Genomic DNA, 22,362 nt, shown 5'->3' with positions numbered 1-22,362 from the left:
CGGCCGATGCGGCCCGCCTGCGCTGCAAAGCCGCAGGCGCGCGCACAATCCCTGCATGGTATGCTGGCCGCATTGCGGCGTACCGGCCGCGTCAACGAAAAAAGGAAGCTATGCGGTTCAATTCTGGATGGGTGCTGCGGGCGGCCGTGCTGGCCAGCTTGTCGGGCGGCGTGGCGCAGGCGCAGGACGTGATCCGCATCGGGCACGTGGCGGCCACCTCGGGCGCCATCGCCCACCTCGGCAAGGATAATGAAAACGGCGCGCGCATGGCGGTCGATGAGCTCAATGCCAAGGGCGTGCTGATCGGCGGCAAGCGCTACCGCGTCGAGATGCTCGCCGAGGACGACGCCGGCGACCCCAAGCAAGGCACCATCGTGGCGCAAAAGCTGGTCGACGCCAAGGTGCGCGGCGTGATTGGCCACGAAACCTCGGGCACCACGATCCCGGCCTCGAAAATCTATCACGACGCGGGCATTCCGCAAATTTCGCCGTCCGCCAGCAACCCCAAGTACACGCGCCAGGGCTACAAGACGGCGTTTCGCAACGTCGCCAACGACGAGCAACTGGGCGCGGCGCTGGCCAGGTACGCGGTCCAGACCGGCAAGGCCAGGCAGATTGCCGTGATCGACGACCGCACCGCCTACGGCAAGGGCCTGACCGACGAATTCATCAAGAACATCAAGACCGCCGGCCAGGGCGCGCGCATTGTCGCGCAACAGTACACCACCGACAAAGCCACCGATTTCGGCGCCATCCTGACCGCCATCAAGGCCACCAAGCCGGACCTGATTTTCTTCGGCGGCATGGATGCCGTGGCCGGGCCGATGCTGCGCCAGATGAAGCAGCTGGGCATGCCGCTGCGCTTCATGGGCGGCGACGGCATGTGTTCCGATTCGCTGGCCAGGCTCGCCGGCGAGGGCATGGCCGATGGCCAGGTCATCTGCGCGGAAGCGGGCGGGGTGGACGCGCAACAGCAGAAAGGCATGGATGATTTCCGCGCAGCCTACCGGCGCCGCTACGGCATCGACGTGATGACCTACGCGCCGTATGCCTACGACGCCATGCACGCCATGGTGGCCGCCATGCAGCAGGCCGGCTCCACCGATCCGTCCGTGTATCTGCCGGCGCTGGCCAAGGGCCAGTACAAGGGCGTGACCGGCGTGATCGCCTTCGATGCCCGGGGCGACGTGAAAGATGGCCGCCTGACGCTGTTTACCTTCAAGGGCGGCAAGCGCCACCGTCTCAGCGTCATCCAGTAAGCGGCGTGGCCGGCAGGCGGATCAGAGATCGCTGTCGTCGGTCAGGTGTTGCAGCCTCAACAGATAGGGAGGCACCGACTGCGCATAGCCAGCCTGCAGCCTGTCCGCGTGCCCGTCACTCGCCCTGTCACCGCCCAGCAACTCCCGGTTGGCCACCATGCCGGTCGATAAGCCGGGACCGGCGACGCGCATGCTGCGCATGATCCGGTCGACCGCGGCGCGCACGTTGCCGGTCCCGGCCCGCGTCGCGATCAAGGCGTTGTACATGCCGGCGCCAGCCTGGGCGCGCTCGCCCAGCGCGGCGACGTCCTGCGCATACTCATCTTCCGATACGCCGCCGGAATACGGATTGTCGCGATACGCCTTGGCATGTTCCAGCCGCGGGGCGACTTCCTGCCCGCCTCCGCCCAGGCTCATGTCGCGCGCCAGCGTGCCCATCAGCGGCACTTCGCCGGCCGCGTCGCTGTGCGTATATTGCCGCTCCATGTCCATGTCGCCCAAGCCAATATCGACATCCATGTGGTGCCCGCCGCCCGCGTGCAGATACATCAGCCGGGCGATATCGGAGAAATACTTCAAATCATTCCAGGCATCGTGCCCGCCCTGCTTGACCGAATTGGCCGCGATGCGCGATGCCGTACCGAGCTCTTGCGCAGTCACGCCGGAAGTCGCATTCCCATTGGCCACCAATTCCTCGATCGCCCGGGTCTGGTAGCCGGCGTCCCGCAACCGCTGCCGTTGCCGATTCCTTTTAAGGATCTTGGCCTGGTCCGCATCGTACGCGTCGCGCTCGGCGCCCATGAACTTCCATGCCGACGGCTCCGGCTTCCTGATTCCCGCCTCAAACGCATCCGAATGCCACAGCGTGTGGGTCCACGGCGTGTTGTGCGTCTTGGCGGCAGATTCCAGCAAGGTTGCCAGGGCGGAATCGGTCAACGGCCCGCCCGACCAGAACCGGTGGATCGCTCGCGGAATGGGATGGGCGGCGTTCGGCGCGACGGGAATGCCCAGCCGCAGCGCATCGTCGTCCTGCCCCAGGGGCGTCATCAAGCCCGCCACGTACACCTGCCGGTGCTGATCGACGGCCGCCACGCGCCCGGGGTCGTGCTGATGCAGCTGATCCATCAAGCCGGCAATCCGCACCGAATCGCGGGCAACGATGAGCCGCTCCAGATAAGCCTTGATGGCCACCAGGCCGGCTTGATCGGTATCGAGCGCCGCACCCTCGTAGTCCGCGATCTCGAGCACATAGCGCTGAACCAGCCCGGCGCCCCCGCCAGCCGCCGTGGCGGTTTCGTATTGCCCTGGCGATGCACTGCTCGCGGCAGCCCGCGCTCCCATCACATCGGCCTCGCGCTCCAGGCCAGCATCGTCGTTCACGGCCACGCCCGCCTTCATCTGCAGCGTCGGCCCGACCCGGCCCTGGGCCTGCTGCACGACGTGCCAGGCTTCGTGCGGCAAATGGCGTTCCTGGCCCGGCGCCACGTGGATATCGCTGCCCTGCGCGAACGCATGCGCATTCAACTGCGCCGGCTGCGCCGAGTTGTAGTGGACCTTGACGTGGTCCATGCTCACCCCGGACAAGCTTTCCACGCCGGCCTTGAGCTGATCGGGCAGGCCGGAATTGTTCGCCCTGGCTTGACGCTGCGCAGGTGCTTGCTGCGCCATGGCGGCCAGCGCATGCAGCTGTCGTACGCGCGCACTATGTTGTATCAGGCTGCCGACGGCCTTGCCCTGGCGCGCCTGTGACCGATTGTCAGCGAGATCCTGCAAGCGCATGTGCGCGGCCGATTGCGCCCGTCCATCGACCAACTGCGCGACACCCATGCCGGCCGCGCGATCCGGCGTCGCGCTGTCGCGCGCCTGCCGTTCTCGCTGCGATCCGGGACCGCTTTGTATCGCGTCGTAAGGCGCGCCAGAACTCATCGTTCACCTCGCATGAACAGAACCACGAAAACGGCGCGGAGCCCGCCGTTACGGCCGCGCTCGCCTGCGCGCCGCGTCGTGACGGCACAGTTTCCGCCAGCGATATCGAGCACCGAATAGCCCTCCCAATCTCATAAATTACCACGTTGATGTGACAATTGCGACATCGCAAAAATAAAAAAAACAACAGAGTGTCTTATGATAAAGTCTTCCGAAATTACAACAAAAGGGATATCTCGAATGAGCCTGTCGATCGTCTTGCCCAAGCTTTCCAGGCGCGGAGCATGCCGATGATTGAGGCCGCCATCGATCACCTCGCGCAGCAGCTGAACCAGTTTTTGCGCCGTAGCCACAAGCTCACCGACGATATCGTGGTGGTCTCGAATATCATCGGCCAGAATGGCGCCATCGCCCCGCACATCGCCAACAAGGTGGTGATCTGCCTGACCAATATCGAGAAAGACACGCTGCCCCAGCAGGCATTCGCGCCCAGCGCCGGCGCCGGCCGCACACCGGTCTACAGCCGGCCGCTGTTCCTCAATCTGTACGTGGTGGTGGCCGCCAATTTCAGCGATAAAAACTATCCCGAGGCGCTGCGCTTCATTTCCAGCGCGATCACCTTCTTCCAGCGCACGCCGGTGTTCGACCACCAGGTGACGCCCGATCTCGATGAGCGCATCGAACGGCTGCTGCTCGATATCGAGAACCTCAAGACCCATGAGCTGAGCAATCTCTGGACCATGCTGAGCGGGCGCTACCTGCCATCCGTCATGTACAAGGTGCGCATGATTACGGTGGGCGGCGACCCCATCACACACCAGGTCGGCACAGTGGCCGAACCGATCACCAGCGCGAGCCACTAAGCCATGCGCGGCGCCTATTCCCTCCTCCTGGAATTATGCGCCGAGCATGCGTATTTCCCCGCTGGGGCAAGCGGCAATTTCCGTTTCGTGCCGACGGCGCAATGCGCCGCCCTGCTCGACCGCTTCGGCATCCTCACGCGCCCGTCCGCCCACGGCCTGGCGCTGGTCGCCCAGGACGCGGCCCGCGCCGATCTGCAGGGCGGGCACGAGCACGCGGCCGAACTCGAATTTGGCGTGCTCTCGACCGATCCCCACTTTTCCCTGTTTACCGGACTCGATGCGCCCGCGCCCGACGCCTGCCTGTTTTTCCACAGCGCCAGGGCCCAGGCCGAGGGCCCGGGGCGCTGGCGCCTGCACCCGGAGCAATTGGCCGGGCCGGCGGCCTGGCGCCGTGCGCGCGTGCCGGACAAGGCTGCGGCGCTGGCGGCGCCAGGCGCGCCGGCCAGGCCGGCGTTTTTCATGGTGCTGGCCCTGGCGGACGTGGCGGCCGCGCTGGCGCAGGCCGCCGCGCCAGTCTGGCTGGTGCGCTTCGGCGCCCGCGCCAGCGTCTGGACATACCATTTCTTGAGCGAGCTGGATGCCCCTGATCCGGTCATCGTCGACCTCGACGGCAAACTGCGCTTCAGCGCGCGCGGGCGCACGCCGCTGCCCGGCAACCGCTCGGCCCTGACCTTTGCCAGCGAACAGGCCATCGAGATGCGCAAGACCCCGCAACAGCGCCTTCAGCTGCGCGACCAGGGCGAGCTGGGCATAAGAATTCTCATCAAGCGACTGCCGAATGCCAGTGTGGCAGCCATCGGGCGGGAAATTACAGAAGGAAGTGCCGTACCAGTATTAGTGTCGGAAATCTACATCCCCTGATTACCCACCAGAAAGGACGCAAGATGGCGCAATATAAAACTCCCGGGGTCTACATCGTTGAAAAGAACGCTTTCCCCAACTCCGTGGTCGAGGTCGCGACCGCGGTGCCCGCCTTCGTCGGCCATACGCAGTTTGCCGATTACAAGGGTTCCTCCCTGACCAACAAGGCCATGCGGATCAGTTCGATGGCCGAATTCGAAGCCCACTTCGGCGGGCCGCCAGCGCCGGTGTTTACCTTCGGTATAACCAAGCTCCAGGACGACGCCGACTTTTCGGCCGCCGCGCTGCCGGCGGACGGCGCCGCCCCTGCCCCTGGCCTTGGCACGGCCCCTGCGGCCGGCGTCGAAAATCCTGAATTGCGCGAGAAAGCGAACGCCGCCAAGGCAGATGCGGAAACGGCCAAGGCCGCGTCGGCCGCCGCCCCCGATGATGACGATAAAAAAACCAAGTCCGTACAAGCTGCGGACAAAGCGGCAAAGGCTGAGGAGGCCGCCGTCAACAGTGCCAAATCCGGCGCCGCCGGTGACAAAAGCCCCGTGCAACCCGACTTGCCCAAGCTGGCGACCAAGGCCAGGGAAGAGGCGGTCGCGGCCAAGGCCGCGCTAGAGGGCGATGCCGATAACGCCGAGAAGATAGCCGCGTCCGCTGCGGCCGAGGACAAGGCTGTAAAGGCTGAGGCGGCCGCCAGCGATAGCGCCAAGTCCGGCGCCGCCCCGGCACAGCCCGGCGATGCGTCCGACCTCGTCACTGCCGCCGAGAATGCCGCCAACAAGGCAGCGGATCTGCGCAAGAAGGCGGACCTTGCCAAGGCCGAGTTCGACAAAGCCACCGACGCGGAGAAAGTGGTCAAGGAAAAAACCTACAAGGAAGCGGACCAGGCCGCCAAGGATGCCCAGGCCGCGGCCGACGCCGCCGCCCTCGTCGCAGTCCCCGCCTACGCGCTGAAACTGAAAGCGGAAAAAGCGCGCCCGCTTGCACCTTACAAGCTGGCCAAGACCGGCGGCAAGCACCTGCTGTACCACAGCATGAAACTGTTCTTCCAGAACGGCGGCGGCGCCTGCCATATCGTCTCGGTGGGCGACTACAGCGCCATGCCCGATAGCGATGCCTTGCAGGCCGGCATCAATGTCTTGCTCAAGGAGCAGGAGCCGACCATGCTGGTCATTCCGGAAGCCGTGCTGCTGGCCAAAAATGACTGCTACTCCCTGCAAGCCCAGATGCTGATGCATTGCGGCTACAAGATGAAGAGCCGTTTCGCCATCCTCGATGTGTACGACGGCGACAAGGAATTGAACGACGGTCCCGTCAACGAGTTCCGCGAAGGCGTAGGCACCAGTTTCCTGGCCTTCGGCGCCGCCTACTATCCATGGGTAAACACCACCATCGTGGCCGCCAAGGACCTCGATTTCACTTATTTCGATGCGGAAAACCGCCTCAAGCTCAAGGACCTGCTCAGCAACGACCTGGCCAGCGTGCTGTACGCCGACACCAGCAAGAGCCCGGCGGCGCGGATCAAGGCCAACCAGGTGGGCAAGACCCTGGACGCCATCGTGAAGGACTGGAAAACAGTCGAGGACGGCGCCGACCGGCTGCACCAGATTGCCACCGTGCACAACACCCTGGTGGCGATCAGCCCGCTGTACTCGCGCATCTTGCTGGCCGTGCAGCGCAAGCTCAACCTGCTGCCGCCGAGCGCCGCGATGGCCGGCCTGTACACCATGGTCGACAATACGCGCGGGGTCTGGAAGGCGCCGGCCAACGTCAGCCTGGCGGCGGTGACCTCGCCCTCGGTGAACATCACCCACGACGACCAGGAAGACCTGAACGTCAGCACCACCGGCAAATCGATCAATGCGATCCGCACCTTCATCGGCGAAGGCACCCTGGTATGGGGCGCGCGCACCCTCGACGGCAATAGCCTGGACTGGCGCTACATCAACGTGCGGCGCACCATGATCATGCTGGAAGAGTCGCTGCGTCTGGCCAGCAAGGCCTATGTGTTCGAGCCGAACGTGGCCAACACCTGGGTCACCATCAAGAGCATGGCGCGCAACTTCCTGACCGGCATCTGGAAGCGCGGCGGCCTGGCCGGCGCCAGCCCGGACGATGCCTTCAGTGTCGCGGTCGGCCTGAACGAAACCATGACCGCCGAGGATATCCTCGAAGGCATCCTGCGCGTCACCATTTTGGTGGCGGTCAGCCGGCCGGCCGAATTCATCGAGATCACCTTCCAGCAACAGATGCAAAAATCCTGACGCAACAAGGGCAGTTCTTTCCTGATGTGACTTACCAAAGAGGTTCGCGATGGCAGATGATGGCTCAAAACAATCAACAGCGGTATGGCCGCTCCCTAAATTCTATTTCCAGGTGAAATGGGATTCCCAGGTCATGTCGTTCCAGGAAGTCAGCGGGCTCGATATCCAGTCCGAGGAAATCAAGTACCGCCACGGCGACAGTCCCGAGTTTTCGGTGATCAAGATGCCCGGCCTGAAAAAGGTCGGCAACGTGACCATGAAAAAAGGGGTGTTCAAGTCGGACAACAAGTTCTGGGAATGGTTCAACCAGATCAAGATGAACACCGTCAAGCGCGTGCCGGTGACCATCAGCCTGCTCGACGAGACCGGCGCCCCGACCATGGTCTGGACCCTGGCCAACGCCTGGCCGACCAAGATCACCGGCACCGATCTCAAGGCCGAGGGCAACGAGGCATCGATCGAGACGATCGAGATCGTGCACGAGGGCTTGACCATCGCGAACGCCTAAGCGGAACCCGCGCATGCTCAATCCGCTATCGCCGCTGACGTCGGACGGCTACCAGCCGTCCGCCTTCTACTTCAAGGTCATGTTCGGGGCGACCCTGGGTCTGGTCGACACTTCCTTCAAGGAGGTGTCGGGCATTTCCGCGGAACTGGAGACGGAAACCGTGATCGAGGGCGGCGAAAACCGCTACGTGCATACCCTGCCGACCCACTACAAGTCGCGCAGCCTGCAGCTCAAGCGCGGCATCGCGCCGATGACTTCGCCCCTGGTGCTATGGTGCCGTTCGGTGTTCGAAGCCGATTTCGTCACCCCCATCCTGGCCCAGCCGATCGTGGTGTGCCTGATGAATGCCGACGGCTTGCCGATCCGCTCCTGGAGTTTCGCCAACGCCTATCCGATCAAATGGGAAGTCGAGGCCTTCGGCTCGGAAAAAAACGAAGTCGCGATCGAGAACATTACCCTCAGCTATAACTATTCCAACCGACTGACCTGACCATGCCTATTGAAATCGCCCAGTTGAATATCAAGTCGAACGTGGTGCAGGGCGCGTCCGGTGCCGGCGCCGCGCGCGCGCAGGAAGCGGCGCCCGTCAAGAAAGATACCTGCGTGCCGGGCGGCCCGCAACTCGGCGCCGACGACAAGACCGTGGCCCAGCGCACCCGCCTGCTGCGCGACGCCATCAACCAGATGCAGGAGCGCTAGATGGGCGGCATCAGCCTCGGCTCGAAAAACCTGCTCAAGATTTCGCCGTGCGATGCGGATGGCACCGACATCGCCGGCCCCTTCTTCGAGGTGCAAATCAATCCGGCCAGCTACCAGCATCGCCTCAGCGTGCAGTACAACCAGTGCCCGACCCTGGGCCAGCCGGGCGCCACGCCCAAGTTCAGCGCGGTCAATCCGGAAAAGCTGACCTTGCCCCAACTGATCCTCGACGGCACCGGGGTGGTGTCGCTGGTCAATGCGGACGTCAGCGCGATGATGAGCAGCGGCAGCCTGGCCGCCAGTGCCGCCCCCAGCGTCACCGAGATGCTCACCGCCCTGCGCACCCTGGTCTACGATTACCAGGGCGACATCCACGAGCCGAACGTGCTGCGCTTTGTCTGGGGCGACATGAATTTCGTCGGCGTGGTCGAGTCGATGGACATCGACTACACCCTGTTCAAGCCCAGCGGACAGCCGCTGCGCGCCAAGGTCACGCTGGGCGTGCTGGCCATGGCCAGCCCCAAGAAAATCGAACAAAGCGCGACCAGGAGTTCGCCCGACCTGTCGCACCTGGTGGCCGTGCGCGCCGGCGACACCCTGCCCCTCCTGTGCGAGCGCATCTACGACGATCCCGGCTATTACATGGAAATCGCCCGCGTCAACGGCCTGGTCGGCTTTCGCTCCCTGACGCCCGGCATGCTGCTGCGCTTTCCTCCGATTAACTGAAGGACAAGGCCGCGCCGATGTGTCCCCCGCCCGATTCCCTGCCCGATGCCGCGCCCGCTGGTGGTCCGCCCTCGCCCGCCCTGGCCAGCAAGGGCGTGTTCAAGCTGGTCGTCAAGAGCGACGGCGCGGTGCTGCCCGACAGCATGCGCGTGATCGCGGTGGAAGTGTCGCGCAGCGTCAACAAGCTGGCGCAGGCGCGCGTCTACGTGGCCGACGGCGACATGGCGGCCAAGACCTTCGCCGTCAGCGACGCCAAGCAACTGGTGCCGGGAGCGCGCATCGACATCGAAGCCGGCTACGGCAACAAGACCTCGCCGATTTTTTCCGGCATCGTCATCAAGCACGGGATCCGCATCGACGCCGGCAACCGGGTGCGCGTGTGCATCGAATGCCGCCACGCGGCCTTCGCACTGACCTTGAGCCGCAACAACAAGAACCACGTCGACAGCACCGACAGCGACGCCATCGAGGCATTGCTGAAAGGCTACACCGGGGTTGACGTCACCGCCACCACCACCAAGTATCACGGGCTGGTGCAGTACTACAGCAGCGACTGGGACTTCCTGCTGGCGCGCGCCGAAGCGAACGGCCTGCTGGTCATCACCGGCGACAAGAGCCTTACGGTGAAGGCGCCCGACACCAGCGCCACGGCCGTGCTGAGCCTGACCTACGGCACCGACATCATGCGCTTCGAGGCCGAGATCGATGCCCGCACCCAGTACACCCAGGTGACCGGGGTCAGCTGGGACCCGGCCACCCAGGCCATTGCCAGCCAGGACGCTTCGCCCGAGAGCCTGGGCTTGCAAGGCAACCTGGACGCGGCCACCCTGGGCAAGGTGGGCGGCGGCGCCACGCTGCGCCTGCAAACCCCGGTGCCGCTGGAAACGGCGGCGCTGACGGCCTGGACCAAGGCGCGCCAGGTCAAGGCCGCGCTGGCGCGGGTGCGCGGCAGCATGGCTTTCCAGGGCAGCGCACTGGCCTTGCCCGGCACCCTGATCGACCTCAAGGGCGTGGGCACGCGCTTCAGCGGCAAGGTATTCGTCAGTTCGGTCGAGCATCACATCGCCGACGGCAACTGGGTCACCGATGTCGACTTCGGCCTCGACCCCGAGTGGGGCGGCGCACGCCACGGCGGCCCCGGCGAGGCCGCCTCCGGCCTGATGCCCGGCGTGACCGGCCTGCACATCGGCAAGGTCGCCAAGCTCGATGAAGACCCGGCCGGCGAAAACCGCATCCAGGTCACCTTGCCGGTGCTCAAGGACGACGCCGGCGGCGTCTGGGCGCGCCTGGCCAGCGCCTATGGCTCGGACAAGGTGGGCGCCTTCTTCATTCCCGAGATCGGCGACGAGGTGATCGTCGCCTATCTCAACAACGACCCGTCCAACCCGGTCGTCATCGCCAGCCTGTACAGCAGCATGCGCGCCCCGCCCTACGCGCTGAGCGCCGAAAACTATACCAAGGCGATCGTCACCAAGGGCTTGCTCAAGGTCGAGTTCGACGACGAGAAAAAGGTCATCACCCTGCTCACGCCCGCCGGCAACACGGTGGTCATGAGCGACGACGCCAAATCCATCGTCGCCACCGACCAGAACGGCAACAAGGTGTCGCTCAGCGAACAAGGCATCCTGCTCGACAGCGCCTCCGACATCGTGCTCACCGCCAAGGCCAAGGTCACGCTCACGGCCGGCAGCGACATGGCCCTCAAGGCCACCAAGGACCTGACCGGCGATGGCCAGAATATCACCATCAAGGCCGGCATGGCGCTGGTGGCGAAAGGCGCCTCCAGCGCCGAATTTTCGGCCAGCGGCCAGACCACCATCAAGGGAGCGACCGTGAACATCAACTGACCGCGTGCCCGAGACCCGATCCGCCGCCCCCGACCACCGTTCCCGAAAGGACGCCGCCATGCCGCCCGCCGCCCGCCAGACTGATATGCATGTGTGCCCGATGCAGACGCCCGCCGTGCCGTCCCCGATTCCGCACGTGGGCGGCCCGGTGATCGGCCCCGGCATTCCCAGCGTCCTGATCGGCAAACTGGTGGCCTCCGTGGTGGGCGACAAATGCACCTGTGTCGGCCCGCCGGATGAAATCTCCAAGGGCTCGATGACTGTGTTCATCGGCGGCAAGGCGGCCGCGCGCGTGGGCGACCCGTGCCAGCATGGCGGCACCATCGTGCTCGGCTGCCTCACTGTCATGATCGGCGGATAAGGCAGCCATGAGCATCGACCAATCCTTCCTTGGACGCGGCTGGGCCTTTCCGCCGGCGTTCTCCAAAGCGGGGGGGCCGTACAGCGCCGGCGGCCAGGCGGCCATGGTCTCGGGCGACGACGATATCCGCCAGAGCCTGCACATCCTGCTCTCGACCGCGCCGGGCGAGCGGGTCATGCGCCCCACCTTCGGCTGCGGCATCAAGCTGCATGTGTTCGACAGCATCAGCTACAACACCCTGACCGAAATCAAGGGCATGATCGCGCACGCCATCCTGTTTTTCGAGCCGCGCATCACGCTCGACCGGATCGTGGTCAGCGACGCCGGCATCGAACAGGGCCGGCTCGACATCCACCTGGTCTATACGGTGCGCCTGACCAATACGCGCAGCAATATGGTCTATCCGTTCTACTTCGTCGAAGGCACCAATGCCACCCTTTGACGCCGATCCCCCGCGCCTGTTCGTGCGCGATGGCACCAGCCAGGCCGAGCGCCTGCTGCCGGCACTGCAGGACGGCTATTTTTCGCTGGCCGAAATGTCTTTTCCCGACCTGCTCGCCATGGCCAGCGAGTACGCTGCCCTGGTCAAGTTCTACCAGCTCGATAACAGCGTCAACGGCAACTGGGAAGCCTATTTTTCGGCCGACGAAACCATCGTCATCGCGCGCATCCTCTCGACCAGGCTGGCGCGCCTGCAAAGCGCCTTCGAGCAGTGGTGGGACGGCGCCGCCGATATCACGCAATGGCGCGTCGAAACGCTGCCGATGACGGCCCTGGCCACCGATTTTCTCGACCGCTGGACGCGTGCGCTGGAAACCAGTCCCGGCAACGCCGGACGCAAGCTGCACGCCCTGCTGGCGAGCGTGACCGCCACCCTGTGCGAGGATGGCAGCGGGTTTGCCGCTTTCCTGCCGGCCCCCGGACTGGGCCTGGGGCCGCACTGGCATGGCGCGCCCGCCGGCCATCTGAGCCGGGCCAGCATGCGCGCCAGCTATTTCGCCTTTGTGAAGGCGATCGAGATGGTGCAGCAGGAAGCGGCGCGCCTGTTGCCCGACTCGCTGGTGAGCGGCGAGCACGACCCCGGCGTGGCGCTCCTGATCGCTTTCATCAAGATGGCCGAGCGCCTGCACCGGCGCCTGAACCGCTTCACCGGCGCCCACCTCGACTTCTATTACGAGCGCGTGCTACGCATGAAGCCGCTGCCGGCCGTGCCCGACCATGCCTGCCTGGTGGTGGCACCGTGCGCCCCCGGCCAGTACGTGGAGGTGCCGGCCGGCGCCGAGTTTTTCGCGCGCCCCGGCGGCGCCGGCGCCCAGCTGGTGTACCAGACCGAGCGCGCCCTGCTGGTAGGCGACGCCCGGGTGCGCTCGCTGAGCACCCTGTACTGCCACCGCGACCCCGATATCGCCCCCGAAACCGACATGGACCAGAAAGGCGAAGCGCCGCCCCACGCCGCCTGGCCCAGCAACATCTGGTGCCGCCAGCTCGACGTGCCGGACAAGCTGGTCGTCACCGATCCGGCGCCGCTGTCGGCCGTGCCGCTGATGGGCGCGCCCAAGAACCCGGGCGACAAGCGCGGCGTGCAGGATGCGCGCTTCGGGCTGGCCCTGGCCAGCACGGTGCTGCTGATGCGCGAAGGCATACGCCGGGTCAGCCTGGGCTTGCGCTTCGACGACGATACCCTGGGCAAGCGCCTGGGCGCGCTGGAAAGGGTGCTGCACGACAAGCGCCCGAACGGCCCCGACAGCGATGAGCGCATCGACCAGGAGGATGTGCGCGCCCGCATCCTGCGCGGCCTGTTCTTGATCGAGCTGAGCGGCCCGGCCGGATGGCTGCCGGTGCCGGCCTACTATCCCTGCTGGGAGGGCGACGCGCAGGACGGCGCGGCGACGCCGCCCACGCTGCGCATCGACTTCGAGCTGGGCCTGGACGCCCCGCCGGTGGTACCGTACGCGCCCGCGCTGCACGGCGAGGATTACCAGGTCGCCGTGCCGATGCTGCGCCTGCGCCTCAATCCGGACAGCTACGTCTACCCCTTCGGCCTGCTGCGCGCGCTGCACCTGGCCGCCGCCACGATAACGGTGCACGTGTGCGGCTGCCGCCAGCTCTTGCTGCACAACCACATCGGCATGCTCAGCCCGGCCCTGCCGTTCCAGCCCTTCGGCGCCCTGCCCACGGTCGGCTCCTACCTGATCGTCGGCAGCGACGAAGCGGCCGTCAAGACCCTCACCAGCGCCGACATCGACCTCGAATGGGGCGACTTGCCGCCCGACAGTGGCGGGTTCCTGGAGTACTACCACGATTATCCGGGCGCCCAGGACAGCGACCAGTATGTCGCCCGGGTCGAGGCCCTGGCCGACGGCGTCTGGGGCCCGGACGACACCGAAGCGCCCTGGCTGCCCCTGTTTCGCACCAACTACGGCAGCGCCAGCAAGCGCGTGCTGCGCCACGTCACTTTGCCGTGCGACAGCGTGATCGCGCGCGTCAAGCCGGTCGCCGCGCCGGCCGTGCCCGAAACCAGCTACAGCGCCACGGCGCGCAACGGTTTCTTCAAGTTCACCCTGGCCGCGCCGCGCTTCGCCTTCGGCCACCGCGAGTATCCGTACGCACTCAGCTACGCCATGACGCGCAACCTGCGCGACAAGAGCCGCCACTTCCAGGCCGGCGTGCCCGACCTGCCCTACACCCCGCTGGTCAACACCATCGCGCTCAATTACCGCGCCATCGCCCATATCGACCTGCACCAGCGCGCGCAGCCCAAGGCGCTGGCCAACAACCTGCTGATCCACCTGCACCCGCACGGCTGGGAAGCGATCGGCGCCGCCACCGAGACCGGCGCCACCCTGATTCCCGACTGCGAGTACCTGGGCAACCTGCATATCGGCCTGGCCGCCAGCGGCTTCGAGGCCGCGCTGACCTTGTTCTTCCACCTGCGCGACGATTCGGCGCCCGGCCACCCGGGCGAGCCGAACTGGTCTTACCTGAGCGGCAACCGCTGGAAACCGCTGGCGCGCCGCAATATCATCGCCGACGGCACCAGCGCCTTCATGACCTCGGGCGTGGTCACGCTGTCGATGCCGCCCGACATCAGCCTCGACAATACCGTCATGCCGGCCGGCCTGTACTGGCTGCGGGTGGGCGCGTCGGCCGCGCTGGAGCACTTCTGCAGCGTCTACACGGTGTACGCCCACGCCCTGCAAATCCGGCGCCAGAGCGCCGTCGCGGGGCCCCTGGAGAGCATGATCCTGCCGCCCGCCAGCATCGAACGCAGCCGCACCGTCATTGCCGGCCTGGGCAAGATCACCCAGGTGGCCGCCTCCTCCGGCGGGGCGCTGCCGGAAAGCCGCACCCAGATGCATACCCGGATCGCCGAGCGCCTGCGCCACAAGGGGCGCGCGGTGACGCCGGCCGACTACGAAGCGCTGATCCTGCAGCAATTTCCCGACGTCTACAAGGTCAAGTGCTTCCCGAATATGGTCACCGAGGGCGTCTCGGCGCGCGACTGGGTGCGCCCCGGCCACCTGCTGATCGTCGCGCTGCCGCATGTGGCGGACGGCGCGCCGCTCGACGCCATGCCCCATCTGAACGGCAAGCTGGTCGACGACATCGCGCGCTTCATCCGCAGCGTGGCGCCGCCGGCGGCCACGATCGCGGTCAAGCCGCCGGTGTACGAGCAAATCCAGGTGCGCTGCGGCATCCGCCTCAAGGAAGGGCTGGCCGGCGGCCACTACATCACGCGCCTGAACCAGGATATTTCCGCTTTCCTGTCGCCATGGCGCGCGCCGGGACCGCAAACCCATTTCGGCTGGCGCGTGCGCATGCACGACGTCGAATCGTTCATCATCGGCCTCGACTACATTGCCGACGTCAGCGGCTGCTCGATGCTGCGCGTGGCGCCCACCGGCGCCGCACGCTTCGTGCTGTCGGACACGGCGAGCGGGGTCGATGCCGCCGGTGCCGCCGCGGCCGCGCTCACGCCGCAGTATCCGTGGAGCGTGGCGGTGCCGCTGCACAGCCACCTGATCGGCATGGCCAGCAGCAGCGACGCCGCCCGCGCGGCCGACCTGAACACGCTCGACATCGGTTCCACCTTCATTATTTCACCAAAGGATAGCAATGGCGCTTCATAGCCGGGAAACACTCAAGCGGCTGTTCCAGAAAGGCGCGATGCCAGCCCAGGACGCGTTTGGCGCCCTGATCGAATCGATGCTCAACATCGTCGACCAGCAATTCGACAAGAATGCCCACGACGGGCTCAAGGTCGGCCAGATCGGCCAGGGCCGATTGATGAGCTTTTACCATGACATCGCCGACAAGAGCGCGATCTGGTCGGTGCGCATGGACAAGGGCGGCGGCAGCCTGGTGTTCGGCACCGGCGGCCCGCAAACGGCGGACGGCCCGGACGGCGCGCCCGGCTACCGCAAGGCGATGGCGCTCAGCCCGGCCGGCGCCGAAGTCCGCTTCGCCGCCCTGCCCGGAACCCCGCGCGCGGCCACCAGCCAGTTCGAGCTCGACCTGCAAGGGCGGATCGTGGCCGACGGCCGCCTCGGACGCGCCTGCGCCAGCGTGCCGGCCGACGGCGACTGGCACGACATCACCTCCGACCTCACCGGCTGCCAGGCGTTCGAGGTGATGGCCGGCGCCGGCAAGCCCGATTCCGGCAAGTACGCGCTGCTGCACGCCTTTGCGCTGTCCGCCTTCCAGGGCGGCAAGAACGAGATCACCTATCACCAGGCCCACTACGGCAGCAAATGCAGCCGCCTCGAACTGCGCTGGAGCGGGGCCGGCAAGGCCGCCACCTCGCCCTACCGGCTGCAAATCCGGGTCGGCTGCGCCTACGACGCCGACGCCACCACGGCGGCCGAGCGCACCGCGGTCCGGGTCTACCTGACCCAGCTCTGGTTCGACCCGGCGATGAAGGCCGGCTGGCCGAAGTCGGCACGCGGCGGCCAGCCGTGAGCGCGCTCACGCTGTCGCTGCGCGCCGACCAGGGCACGCTGGTGATCGAGGCGCTGGCCGAGCTGCCGTTCAAGACCGTGTTCGACCTGATCGGACGCCTGAACCGCCAGGCCAATGCCGGCGCTGGCGCCGGCGAGGATGCCGCCCAGGCCTACAGCGTCAGCCTGCCCGACCTGCAACTGATCGTCGGCGCCCTGCGCCTGCTGCCCTACCACCGGGTGCACCTGCTGATGGACGCGCTGGAAGAGCAGGTGGCCGGCATGGGCGAGGCATGAGCGCAGCGCTGAGCATTCCGAGTCGCGGGCCAGATCCCGACGGCCTCGATTTCGAGGCCCTCCAGCGCACCGGCACGACCTTGCTGCAAGCGCTGTGCGGGCAGCGCTGGACCGATTACAACGCCCACGATCCGGGCGTGACCATGCTCGACCAGCTCAGCTACGCGCTCACCGAACTGGCTTACCGCTCCGCCTTCCGGCACGAGGATTACCTGGCCGGGCGCGATGGCGCGATCGACCTGGAACGGCACGCGCTGCACCTGCCGCAAGCGATTTTCCCGAGCGAGCCGATCACCGCCGGCGACTGGCGCCGCCTGCTGTACGACCGCATTCCCGGCATCGAGGATGTGTGGGTAAGCGAGGCCGGCGATGGCTTGATCGACATCGCATTCAAGCTGGGCGATCCCGCCACCGGCGTGCGCACGGAGCCGGCGCAGGCGCAGGCGCAGGCGGCCGGGGTGGCGCGCCGCATCCGCGCCGAGGCCGGCACCGAGCGCGCGCTGTGCCAGGACATCGGGCGCATCACCGCACTCGAGACCGAGGATTTCTACTTGAAAGGCGATATCGAAGTGCACAGCCGGCGCGATCCGGCCGCGATCTACGCCGACATTTTTTTCCGGTGCGCCCACCACGTCATCTCGGGCCTGCAATTGAACAGCTACGAGCATGCGGCGGCCGACGGCATGCCGCCCGACCAGCTGTTTTCCGGTCCGTTCACGACGCACGGCCACATCACCGAGAGCCTCCAGGTCGAGCCCGACGCCGCCATTTCGCTGCCACGCCTGATCGGACTGATACGCGGCATCGATGGCGTGCGCCAGGTCCATGCGCTTAGCTTGTGCACCGCCGACGGCCGGCCGGCCAGTCCCGGTGGCGCGGGCGGGCTGATACCGCGCCTGTGCTTCCCCGGCAACGCACAGCAAAAGCGCCTGCTGCACGTCCATTTCATGGGCCAGACAATGGCCACCGACAGCGCCGCCGAGAGTGACAGCGACGCCCTGAACGCACTGATCTCGAGCGCCAGGATCAATTTGAACAAACTGCAGTTCGAAGCGCGCGCGCTGCGCCAGCGCCACGCCTCGCTGGAGCACCTGGGCGAGGTTGCGGCCGGCGCCGGCCAGCCGCTGGCGCCGTACTACTCGATCCAGCACCAGTTCCCGGCGATCTACGGCATCAATGCCTACGGCGTGCCGGCCAGCGCCCCGCCCGAAGCCCACGCCCACGCGCGCCAGCTCAAGGCCTACCTGTATGTCTTCGAGCAGGTGATGGCGAACTACCTGCAAAACCTGGCCGGCATCGCCAGCGTGTTTTCGATCGATACGGACCTGGCCCAATCGTATTTTTCGCAAGCGCTGAACAACGCCATGCTGCCCGATATCGAGCCGCTGTACACGCGCGAGCCTGACCAGATGGCGCAGGAACTCGATGCGATCCGGCGCCGCCTCGATCCCTTCGAAGACCGGCGCGAGCGCGTGATCGACGTCATGCTGGCGATGTACGGCGAGTCCTACACGCAGCAGGCGCTACGCAAATTCAATGTGTACTTCCCGGTGCGCCAGGCGATGCAAGCCTGGCTGCTCGATAACAAACTGGCCTTCCTCACCCGCATCGTGGTGCTGCTGCGCCAGCGCGCCGCCGGCTTTCGCTACGACCTGCCAGCCTGGGACAGCGACAACGTCAGCGGCGCCCAGCGCAAGATCGCCATCTTGCTTGGACTGCACGAACATGACTGCTGCCGCTCGCTGTGCGAGCCGATGCGGCGCGCCGGCCTGCGCATCGTGCCCGACGAGCACCTGGCGCAGGGAGCGCTGTCCGGCGTGTTCAGGCACCTGCGCGCGGCGCGGCCCGGCGCCACCATGAGGATCGCCGCGACCCTGATGCGCAAGGCCTTCGCGCCCGGCCGGCTGGATATCGACCGCACCCCGGAGGGACGCGACGTGGTCCGTTTCAAGGTCAGGAACGCGCCGTTGGAGTACTGGCCTTTGGGCGAGCTCGCATCCGGCGAGGATGCCGGCGAACTGAAAAACTTGAGCGAGACCCTGCGCACGCTGAACATGCGTTGCGAAGGCTTTCACCTGATCGAACACACCCTGCTGCGCCCGCGCCGCACCGGCAACACGGAGCCCTGCGCCGCCGGCGACGACTTTTACCCGTTCCGCGTCAGTGTCGTGTTCCCCAACTGGACCGCGCGCTTTCACGACCCGGAATTCCAGAAGCTGGCGCAGGAAACCGTCAGCCTGAACCTGCCGGCCCACATCCTGCCCACCTTCTACTGGCTGGGCTACGTGCAGATGGACGATTTTGAAACGCATTTTCGCATCTGGCTCGACAAGCTGCGGCATGCTGCGTTGGCCGGCCACGACGCGGCGGACGCCGACAATGCCCTCGACAAGGCCTCCGCTTACCTGACCAGGTTCCTGCTGCGCCAGCAGCGTGACGCCGCCAGTCACTGGGTATGAGCCGATGAGCGCCCTCCACCGCATCGGAGAACTGCATGTCGAGCTGACATTCGAAAGCGATGCGCCGCGCCCCCAGCCGGTGCCGCACGAGCGCCTGCTGGAACTGGTGAAGGGGCGCATGCTGCCGGAGCTGGAAGCGGTGCTCGACGAAATGGATGACGGCCGCCTGCACCGCATCGAGCGGCTCGACATCGATCTGGGCGACGTCCCCGCGCACCTGCTCGACGCGGAACTGGGCGAACGCCTGCGCGAGCTGCTGCGCGGCGCGCTCGGTGAAGCCTTGCGCGCCAACCCTGGCGTCGCCGCCGACACGGGCGCGGCGGGCAGCGATGGCGCGCTATTCGAGCGCTTCCTGCGCAGCGGCGCAATGGACGGGCGTGGCGACACCCCGGGCGCACTGCTTGAGCGCCTGCTGGCCAACGAGGCCCTGGCCTTGCCGGCCATCCTGCGCCGCGCAGCGGCCGCCCCGAGTGCCGTCAAGCGCCTGGCGCAGCAGTTCGATGGGGAACAGCTGCGCCGCCTCCTGCCGCTGCTGGCGCACGAGGCCGAAGCCTGGCTGGCACTGGTGGACGCGATCGGCGCCGCACTTCCGGGCGACGCCGGGGCGCGTCGTCACCAAGTGCGCACGCTGTGGGAACTGGTGCTGGCGCAGGTGCTGGGCGCGGCATCGGGCGCGGCCACGCCGGCACTGCGCGCTGCCGCCGCCGCGCTCGAACCTGGCGCCAGCGCGCACACCCCGGCACTGCTGCGGGCGATCGGCATCGATAGTGCCGGGCGTGGCCACCCCGCCGACGATGCGCAGGCGCGCTTCGCACAGGCGCTGTCGGTGACCGACGCGGCGTCCATCTGCGCCGACTGGGACGAGCTGGTGGCGCACCGCGCCCCGGCACTGCGCGCGGTCATGCTGCGCCAGGGCGCGGACCAGGCCTTATGGCAGCGTATCGCCGCGCATTTTCCACTGTCCATGCTGGACGACATGGCGGCACTGGCCGGATCGGCGGCCGCAGGTCACGGGCGCGATGGCTGGGCAGACGCCATGTTCGAGGCGCTGGCGCCCGCCGCCGCCGCAGACGTGAAGGTCAAACAGTTCGTTCGCATGCTCACGCAAGCCAATCCGGACGACCTGCCACCCGCGTGGACGGCCCTGCGCGCAGCCCATGCCGGCGCACTGGCGGACGCGATGCGCGGGATCGGCGCGCGCCACGACCTCTGGCAGCGCGTCGCGCAGCGCTTTCCCCTGGCGCTGCTCGACGAGCTGACCATGCTCCTGGCGCCGCAGGCATTGTCCATTCCAGAAGCCCGCGTGGCGGCGCTCCCGTCCGCACAAGCACGCAGCGCCTGGCTGGCCGGGGTGATGCACCTGAGCGCCGTGCCGTTCGACGCCGCGCGCTACCACGCCGCGCTGCGCGCCCCGAGCGCACTCGTGGTCAAGCTGTGGCAGCGGATCGACGCATGCCTGGCCAGCGCGCAAGGCGAGCAACTATCCGGCATCCGCAGGCAGGAAATCGCCGCCCATGCGGCCGGCAGCGTCAGCCCGGCGGACTTTCTGCGCGCGGCGTGGGACGATCTGCGCCAGGGCACGGCCTTCGATCCCGCAGCCGTCGAAGCGCGCGCCGCGACGGCATGCGTGCTGCGCGCGCTGTTCGATGCCGATGCATCCGCGCTGCCGGACCTGCCCGGCGAACCCACGCGCGCGGCGATTGCGCATATCGGGGCCAATACGGACGCCTGGAAGCGCGTGGCCCAGCGCTTTCCCATGGCGCTGCTCGATGAGATGACCGCGCTGATGGCGCCGCAGGCGCCCGCCATCCTGCATCGCCTCGGCGGCGCCGCGCTGGCCGAGCGGGACTGCTGGTTCGCCAGCATGATGTACCTCGTGGCCATGCCGTTCGACGCGGACCGCTACACGGCTGCGATGACGCATGCCGTCGGCGCAGCGGCGCAAGCGCGCATTTTTTCGGCCTTGCTGGCTGCGGACGCGGAAAGCCTCCCGCCGGATGCCTTTGTCACACACGGCGAAGCCGCGCGGGACGCCATTGCCCGCATCGGCGCACGCCGCGAAGTCTGGGAGCGGATAACGCAACGCTTCGCGCCCGATATCCTTCACCGGATGACGGCTTTGCTGGCGCCGCAGGCCGGTGACATCTTGCGCGAGCTGGCGGTCTGCGGGCCGGAGCGCTGGCTTGCCAGCTTCATGCACCTGACGGCGATGCCGTTCGACGCCGCCAGCTACGCCGACGCAATCGGCATGAACACCTGTGCGGACGCCAGACAGCGCATTTTCTCGGCACTGCTGGCTGGCGATGCGGCGAATCTGCCAGCAGACCTGCTCAGTACGCACAGCGAAGCCGCACGCGACGCCATCGCCCGTATCGGCGCGCGCGGCGACGTCTGGGAGCGCGTGGCGCAGCGTTTCCCGCTCGATGTACTTCATAGTATGACGGCCTTGCTGGCACCGCAGCGCGAGCTGCCGATTCATGACCGGAACCGTTGGCTCGCCAACTTCATGCACCTGACGAGTGGCGATGACACGGAACAGCGTATTTTCTCGGCCTTGCTGGCCGGCGACATGGCGCACCTGCCGGTGGACATATTCAGTACGCACAGCGACGCGGCACGCTCCGCCATCGCCAGGGTCGGCGCGCACGGCGACGTCTGGGAGCGCGTTGCGCAGCGCTCCCCGTTCGAGGTACTTGACCGGATGACGGCATTGCTGGCACCTCAGCAAGAGCAACCGACGCGTGACCGGAACCGCTGGCTCGCCAACTTCATACACCTGACGAAGGGTGAGGACACGGAACAGCGCATACTCTCCGCCTTGCTGGCCGGCGATCCAGCGCTTCTGTCGGCGGATATATTCCGTACGCACAGCGAAGCGGCACGCGCTGCCATCGCCCGCGTCGGCACCCGCCGCGACATCTGGGAGGGCTTGGCGCAGCGCTTCCCGCTCGATGTACTCGACCAGATGACGGGCTTGCTGGCACCGCAGCGCGAGTTACCGGTTCATGACCGGAACCGCTGGCTCGCCACCTTCATGCATCTGACGAGTGGTGAGGACACGGAACAGCGTATTTTCTCGGCCTTGCTGGCCGGCGATGCGGCGCTCCTGCCGGCGGATGTATTCAGTACGCACAGCGAAGCGGCACGCGCTGCCATCGCCCGCATCGGCGCGCGCGGCGACGTCTGGGAGCGCGTGGCGCAGCGCTTCCCGCTTGACGTGCTTGGCCGGATGACGGCCTTGCTGGCACCGCAGCGCGAGTTACCGGTTCATGACCGGAACCGCTGGCTCGCCACCTTCATGCATCTGACGAGTGGTGAGGACACGGAACAGCGTATTTTCTCGGCCTTGCTGGCCGGCGATGCG

17 protein-coding genes are annotated in these 22,362 nt (G+C 66.8%); 16 read left to right on the top strand and 1 reads right to left on the bottom strand.

Annotated features, from left to right (window positions below; all coding sequences use genetic code 11):
* Positions 1-110 precede the first annotated feature (110 nt).
* Positions 111-1,259, top strand: a complete 1,149-nt coding sequence (locus tag F2P44_RS20915; RefSeq protein WP_167088984.1) for a branched-chain amino acid ABC transporter substrate-binding protein — start codon at positions 111-113, stop codon at positions 1,257-1,259.
* A 21-nt stretch (positions 1,260-1,280) separates the two neighbouring features.
* On the opposite strand, the gene F2P44_RS20910 is transcribed toward F2P44_RS20915, so the two are convergent.
* Positions 1,281-3,185, bottom strand: coding sequence for an eCIS core domain-containing protein (locus F2P44_RS20910; RefSeq protein WP_229423662.1), 1,905 nt, complete (start codon positions 3,183-3,185; stop codon positions 1,281-1,283).
* A gap of 284 nt (positions 3,186-3,469) precedes the next feature.
* Between F2P44_RS20910 and F2P44_RS20905 the strand changes: the two genes are divergently transcribed.
* The 15 genes from F2P44_RS20905 to F2P44_RS20830 form a co-directional block, all read left to right on the top strand.
* Entirely contained in the window at positions 3,470-4,048 is a 579-nt protein-coding gene (locus tag F2P44_RS20905) for a Pvc16 family protein (RefSeq protein WP_229423661.1), read from the top strand.
* Positions 4,049-4,051: 3 nt separating this feature from the next.
* Entirely contained in the window at positions 4,052-4,909 is an 858-nt protein-coding gene (locus tag F2P44_RS20900) for a hypothetical protein (RefSeq protein ID WP_167088983.1), read from the top strand.
* Positions 4,910-4,932: 23 nt separating this feature from the next.
* On the top strand, positions 4,933-7,164 hold the full coding sequence (locus F2P44_RS35150; protein WP_229423660.1) for a phage tail sheath family protein: 2,232 nt from the start codon (positions 4,933-4,935) through the stop codon (positions 7,162-7,164).
* A gap of 49 nt (positions 7,165-7,213) precedes the next feature.
* Positions 7,214-7,672, top strand: coding sequence for a phage tail protein (locus F2P44_RS20885; protein WP_167088982.1), 459 nt, complete (start codon positions 7,214-7,216; stop codon positions 7,670-7,672).
* Positions 7,673-7,685: 13 nt separating this feature from the next.
* Positions 7,686-8,162 (top strand): phage tail protein, encoded by a 477-nt coding sequence (locus tag F2P44_RS20880; RefSeq protein ID WP_167088981.1) that lies wholly within the window; start codon positions 7,686-7,688, stop codon positions 8,160-8,162.
* A gap of 2 nt (positions 8,163-8,164) precedes the next feature.
* On the top strand, positions 8,165-8,371 hold the full coding sequence (locus tag F2P44_RS20875; protein ID WP_167088980.1) for a DUF5908 family protein: 207 nt from the start codon (positions 8,165-8,167) through the stop codon (positions 8,369-8,371).
* Positions 8,372-9,097 carry a CIS tube protein gene (locus tag F2P44_RS20870; RefSeq protein ID WP_167088979.1) on the top strand — a complete coding sequence of 242 codons (726 nt, stop codon included), beginning with the start codon at positions 8,372-8,374 and terminating at the stop codon, positions 9,095-9,097.
* Positions 9,098-9,114: 17 nt separating this feature from the next.
* Positions 9,115-10,944: a type VI secretion system tip protein VgrG gene (gene vgrG, locus F2P44_RS20865; RefSeq protein ID WP_167088978.1), complete on the top strand. Its 1,830-nt coding sequence runs from the start codon at positions 9,115-9,117 to the stop codon at positions 10,942-10,944.
* A gap of 58 nt (positions 10,945-11,002) precedes the next feature.
* Positions 11,003-11,305, top strand: coding sequence for a PAAR domain-containing protein (locus F2P44_RS20860; protein ID WP_167088977.1), 303 nt, complete (start codon positions 11,003-11,005; stop codon positions 11,303-11,305).
* Positions 11,306-11,312: 7 nt separating this feature from the next.
* The gene (locus F2P44_RS20855) at positions 11,313-11,747 is read left to right on the top strand and encodes a GPW/gp25 family protein (protein ID WP_167088976.1); all 435 of its coding nucleotides are present in this window, start codon (positions 11,313-11,315) and stop codon (positions 11,745-11,747) included.
* A complete protein-coding gene (locus F2P44_RS20850; protein ID WP_167088975.1) occupies positions 11,734-15,435 on the top strand; it encodes a baseplate J/gp47 family protein in 3,702 nt (1,233 codons plus the stop codon). The genes F2P44_RS20855 and F2P44_RS20850 overlap by 14 nt, the downstream gene beginning before the upstream one ends.
* Complete coding sequence (locus tag F2P44_RS20845) at positions 15,422-16,264, top strand: hypothetical protein (RefSeq protein WP_167088974.1); 843 nt, start codon at positions 15,422-15,424, stop codon at positions 16,262-16,264. The genes F2P44_RS20850 and F2P44_RS20845 overlap by 14 nt, the downstream gene beginning before the upstream one ends.
* Complete coding sequence (locus F2P44_RS20840) at positions 16,261-16,539, top strand: hypothetical protein (protein WP_167088973.1); 279 nt, start codon at positions 16,261-16,263, stop codon at positions 16,537-16,539. The genes F2P44_RS20845 and F2P44_RS20840 overlap by 4 nt, the downstream gene beginning before the upstream one ends.
* Positions 16,536-18,998 (top strand): baseplate wedge protein, encoded by a 2,463-nt coding sequence (locus F2P44_RS20835; RefSeq protein WP_167088972.1) that lies wholly within the window; start codon positions 16,536-16,538, stop codon positions 18,996-18,998. Before F2P44_RS20840 ends, F2P44_RS20835 begins: the two co-directional genes overlap by 4 nt.
* Positions 18,999-19,002: 4 nt before the next feature.
* On the top strand, positions 19,003-22,362 hold a 3,360-nt coding region (locus F2P44_RS20830; protein ID WP_167088971.1), incomplete at its 3' end, for a contractile injection system tape measure protein.

Source organism: Massilia frigida, from assembly GCF_011682175.1.
Lineage (GTDB): Bacteria > Pseudomonadota > Gammaproteobacteria > Burkholderiales > Burkholderiaceae_D > Telluria_A > Telluria_A frigida.
Note: the sequence above shows the minus strand (reverse complement) of the source record. Positions and strands in the feature narration are given on the sequence as shown.

Coding starts and splice junctions, on each gene's coding strand:
- F2P44_RS20835 (WP_167088972.1), top strand. CDS start 16,536: ATGAGCGCAGCGCTGAGCATTCCGAGTCGCGGGCCAGATCCCGACGGC.
- F2P44_RS20900 (WP_167088983.1), top strand. CDS start 4,052: ATGCGCGGCGCCTATTCCCTCCTCCTGGAATTATGCGCCGAGCATGCG.
- F2P44_RS20860 (WP_167088977.1), top strand. CDS start 11,003: ATGCCGCCCGCCGCCCGCCAGACTGATATGCATGTGTGCCCGATGCAG.
- vgrG (WP_167088978.1), top strand. CDS start 9,115: ATGTGTCCCCCGCCCGATTCCCTGCCCGATGCCGCGCCCGCTGGTGGT.
- F2P44_RS20875 (WP_167088980.1), top strand. CDS start 8,165: ATGCCTATTGAAATCGCCCAGTTGAATATCAAGTCGAACGTGGTGCAG.
- F2P44_RS20845 (WP_167088974.1), top strand. CDS start 15,422: ATGGCGCTTCATAGCCGGGAAACACTCAAGCGGCTGTTCCAGAAAGGC.
- F2P44_RS20905 (WP_229423661.1), top strand. CDS start 3,470: ATGCCGATGATTGAGGCCGCCATCGATCACCTCGCGCAGCAGCTGAAC.
- F2P44_RS20870 (WP_167088979.1), top strand. CDS start 8,372: ATGGGCGGCATCAGCCTCGGCTCGAAAAACCTGCTCAAGATTTCGCCG.
- F2P44_RS20880 (WP_167088981.1), top strand. CDS start 7,686: ATGCTCAATCCGCTATCGCCGCTGACGTCGGACGGCTACCAGCCGTCC.
- F2P44_RS20910 (WP_229423662.1), bottom strand. CDS start 3,185: ATGAGTTCTGGCGCGCCTTACGACGCGATACAAAGCGGTCCCGGATCG.
- F2P44_RS20885 (WP_167088982.1), top strand. CDS start 7,214: ATGGCAGATGATGGCTCAAAACAATCAACAGCGGTATGGCCGCTCCCT.
- F2P44_RS20915 (WP_167088984.1), top strand. CDS start 111: ATGCGGTTCAATTCTGGATGGGTGCTGCGGGCGGCCGTGCTGGCCAGC.
- F2P44_RS35150 (WP_229423660.1), top strand. CDS start 4,933: ATGGCGCAATATAAAACTCCCGGGGTCTACATCGTTGAAAAGAACGCT.
- F2P44_RS20855 (WP_167088976.1), top strand. CDS start 11,313: ATGAGCATCGACCAATCCTTCCTTGGACGCGGCTGGGCCTTTCCGCCG.
- F2P44_RS20850 (WP_167088975.1), top strand. CDS start 11,734: ATGCCACCCTTTGACGCCGATCCCCCGCGCCTGTTCGTGCGCGATGGC.